General features: G+C 53.9%; 3 protein-coding genes and 3 pseudogenes. 2 read left to right on the top strand and 4 right to left on the bottom strand.

Annotated elements, in window-relative coordinates; genetic code table 11:
* The 3 genes and pseudogenes from ACS72_RS20000 to alsR form a co-directional block, all read right to left on the bottom strand.
* Positions 1 to 776, bottom strand: a pseudogene (locus ACS72_RS20000) (2-isopropylmalate synthase); the annotation flags it as partial.
* Positions 686 to 1,174 carry a hypothetical protein gene (locus tag ACS72_RS20005; RefSeq protein WP_212771734.1) on the bottom strand — a complete coding sequence of 163 codons (489 nt, stop codon included), beginning with the start codon at positions 1,172 to 1,174 and terminating at the stop codon, positions 686 to 688. The pseudogene ACS72_RS20000 and the gene ACS72_RS20005, both read right to left, overlap by 91 nt.
* A 10-nt stretch (positions 1,175 to 1,184) precedes the next feature.
* Positions 1,185 to 1,526: pseudogene (gene alsR, locus ACS72_RS20010) on the bottom strand (D-allose utilization transcriptional regulator AlsR); the annotation flags it as partial.
* A gap of 40 nt (positions 1,527 to 1,566) precedes the next feature.
* Here alsR and ACS72_RS20015 point away from each other — a divergent pair.
* A complete protein-coding gene (locus tag ACS72_RS20015) occupies positions 1,567 to 1,959 on the top strand; it encodes a hypothetical protein (protein ID WP_212771732.1) in 393 nt (130 codons plus the stop codon).
* A gap of 42 nt (positions 1,960 to 2,001) precedes the next feature.
* The gene (locus ACS72_RS20020) at positions 2,002 to 2,796 is read left to right on the top strand and encodes an extracellular solute-binding protein (protein WP_212771733.1); all 795 of its coding nucleotides are present in this window, start codon (positions 2,002 to 2,004) and stop codon (positions 2,794 to 2,796) included.
* Between the two features lie 53 nt (positions 2,797 to 2,849).
* Here the strand turns inward: ACS72_RS20020 and ACS72_RS20025 are convergent.
* Positions 2,850 to 3,323, bottom strand: a pseudogene (locus ACS72_RS20025) (glycosyltransferase); the annotation flags it as partial.

Raw genomic sequence — 3,323 nt, forward strand, 5'->3', positions numbered from 1 at the left:
TGACGTGTCTCCAGCGCCATAGCAATTTCCTCGATCGCCGTGTTTCCGGCACGTTCACCAATGCCATTGATCGTACCTTCGATCTGATCGGCTCCGTTGAGAATGGCTGCAAGCGTATTGGCCGTCGCCATACCCAAGTCATTATGGCAGTGGGCACTCAGCTGTACCTTTTCAATACCGTGTACATTCTCCTTGAGATGTTTGAAAATGTTTCCGTATTCATATGGGCTCAGGTAACCAACCGTATCCGGAATATTCACGACAGCTGCACCTTCTTCAACAGCCATATTCACCATTTCCACGAGGAAATCATACTCGGTACGACCTGCATCCTCAAGTGAGAATTCAATCTTCGAGAATGTTTTCTTTGCATAACGAATCGCGGAACGAGCTGTATCCAGTACCTGCGCTTTGTCCATGCGCAATTTATGTTGGCGGTGAATAGGTGAAGTTGCCAGGAAAACGTGAATGCATGGGTCCTGTGCACCTTTAAGTGCTTCCTTAACCGCATCAATGTCTTGCTCTCTGGAACGGGACAAGCCAATTACAGTCACATTTTTGACCGCATTTGCTACTGCATTGACAGCTGCCAGGTCACCTGGAGATGCCGCCGGGAAACCCGCTTCCATCCGGTCAATGCCAAGCCGCTCGAGCTGATGGGCAATTTCCACCTTTTCACGAGTGTTCAGATTGACTCCCGGGGATTGCTCTCCATCACGCAGCGTACCATGACTGTTGCGAGCACCAGATAGAGGATTGATTTTTTCTTGGACCATGCCGGAGCATGCTCATGAGGTAGCTCTTCATCGCGATCCTCAGTGACGTCTGCGAGGTAGTTCTTATGTGTCACCATGGAGAATAGTAACCACGCAATATACGCGAGGATGAGCAATCCGGCCACGATGAGACTAAGTGTATTGGTGTCTTTCTGTGTAATGGAATGTGTATTGAGAAAGACTGCCGGAATAAACAGGGCAATGATGGCAACAATCATCAGGGAACCATTCAGACCTGCAAGTGAAACATTATAATTCTGAATTTTGAACTTGAGTCCTCCCGCAAAAATACTTAACCCGAGCACTAATAGCAGATTTCCTATGATAGAACCTGTCAGACTAGCTTTGACAATAATGTTCTCACGGTAAGGGGACAGGTAACTCCGCGATGGCGGAATTACCTTTTTCTTATTTCAGCGCGCCTGGTGAGAAGAAATCAACAATTGCGCCGGTTTTTTGCATATTAATATTAGCTTGTTCAATGTTGAGCTGGGCGACAGAGACAAAAAAAGCGTCCAGCAAAGTTAGTTGTAATATTCTTGCCGAGGCATTACGACCTAATAACGGCGTTTCCGGGGCTGGTGAGCAAATAATATAATCGGCCAGTTTCGCTATCGGTGAATGGTAGCTATGGGTTATACAAATAATCTTTGCCCCGTTCTTTTTTGCCAGTTCTACGGCCGCTTTTACATCACTGGTTCGCCCGGAATGGGTCACTACCAGCACAACATCTCCTTCCTGTAACAACGAGATCAGCCCCGAGCTCGTGCCGGCGGGCCAAGACGGACGGATGCAGTCGACCGAGGGCCGGATCGGTCCGTACAACCTGCACGACTTCACGCTGTACCACGTGCTGCGGTTCGGATTCCGGCCGTCGAAGATCGCGTTCCTCGCCGCGAAGGCGTGGGAGGACCCGGATGCCGGGGCCTGGCCGCCGGGCTACCCCGAGGGGGAACGGCCGGCGTACGACCTCGTCGCCGTGGCGCGGTGGATGGACGTCTTCCTGCAGCGCTTCTTCGGTTTCGCCCAGTTCAAGCGGACCGCGATCCCGAACGGTCCGAAGGTGTCCCCCGCGGGATCGCTGTCACCGCGCGGCGATTGGCGCGCGCCGTCGGACGGGAACGCCCGCGCGTGGCTGGCGGACCTGCACGCGGCCGTCCCGCAGGCGTTCGCCCGCGACTGAGGTCACCAGCCCATCGAGCCGGGGACGCCCTTGAACGGCCTCATGAATGATCTGACCTTCACACACGGTGCGGGACCAACGCCAACCGAGATTGCCGACATGGGGAATATCGGAGCCGATCCGCTGTTCGCGCAAGGCAAGATCGCCATGGAAACGACAGGGTTCTGGAACATCGGTTCACTTGCCAAGGTGGAAGGCATTAATTGGGATATCTCTCCGGTATGGGGCGAAACAAACGCATTCTTTAACGGGTTAACGATTACCAACGCTTCCAAACACAAGGAAGAAGCATTCAAAGTAATTGAAGCACTGACCACACCGGAAGCACAGATGCCAATGGTCAAAGCCGGTCAGGATGCTCCTGCAACCAAAGCAGGTCTTTCCAGTGATGAATTCCTGAACGCAGAATATGGCGGCAAAAAAATCAACATGGCTGCGCTTCGCTATTTCGTCGCCGTGGCCGAGGAGGGCCACGTGACGCGGGCGGCCGAACGGCTCGGCATGCAGCAGCCGCCGCTGAGCCAGCAGATCCGTGCCATGGAGACCGCGATCGGCGCGGCGCTGTTCCATCGCCTGCCGCGCGGCATGCAATTGACCGAAAGCGGCCAGGTGCTGCTCGAGGATGCGCGCGCCATCCTCGCCCAGGTCGAACGCGCCGTGGAAACGGCGCGCCGGGTCGCCCGCGGGGAAAGCGGCCGCATCGCGGTCGGCTTCACCAGTTCGGCGGCGTTCCACCCCTTCGTGCTGTCGGCGATCCGTGCTTTCGGCGACGCGGCACCCGACGTGTCGCTGGCGCTGGAGGAGGGCGGCACCTGGAACACCCACATCGCTCTATGAAACTCATACGTTATTTTCAAAGGTTTACGACGAGCACTGCCGCCCTTGTAGTGCACAATATATGTACGCGGATAATAAAAAATTCCCCATCCCGCTTCTTTGATGCGATAACACCAGTCAATATCTTCTCCATACATAAAGAACGTCTCATCCAACCCGCCAACCTGGTCAACCGTCTCACGCCGCACTAGCATGAACGCACCAACAAGACAGTCTACCGGATATTCATCATCCGGGCTCAAATGTCCCAGTTGATATTGATTGAACTTCGGCCGATCAGGGAAAAGACGAGAAACACCGAATGCATAATAAAATGAAGCCGATAGTGTAGGAAATCCACGCTTACAAGCCTTATCCAAGGAGCCATCAGGCAGGATGACTTTGCAGCCTGAGGCCCCCATCTCGGGGTAGCGGTCCATGAATCCGACCATAATTTGCAGCGTATCCGGCTGAATAACGGTGTCAGAATTGAGTAACAGGATATAGCGTCCTTTCGCTACTCTCATGCCTTGGTTGTTGGCAACTGC

The sequence above is a fragment of the Acinetobacter sp. VT 511 genome (genome assembly GCF_001077515.1).
GTDB classification, from domain to species: Bacteria; Pseudomonadota; Gammaproteobacteria; order Pseudomonadales; family Moraxellaceae; genus Acinetobacter; species Acinetobacter schindleri.

Bases quoted from the DNA above. Each gene is read 5' to 3' on its own strand.
- ACS72_RS20015 (WP_212771732.1), top strand. From the start codon at position 1,567: ATGCAGTCGACCGAGGGCCGGATCGGTCCGTACAACCTGCACGACTTC.
- ACS72_RS20020 (WP_212771733.1), top strand. From the start codon at position 2,002: ATGAATGATCTGACCTTCACACACGGTGCGGGACCAACGCCAACCGAG.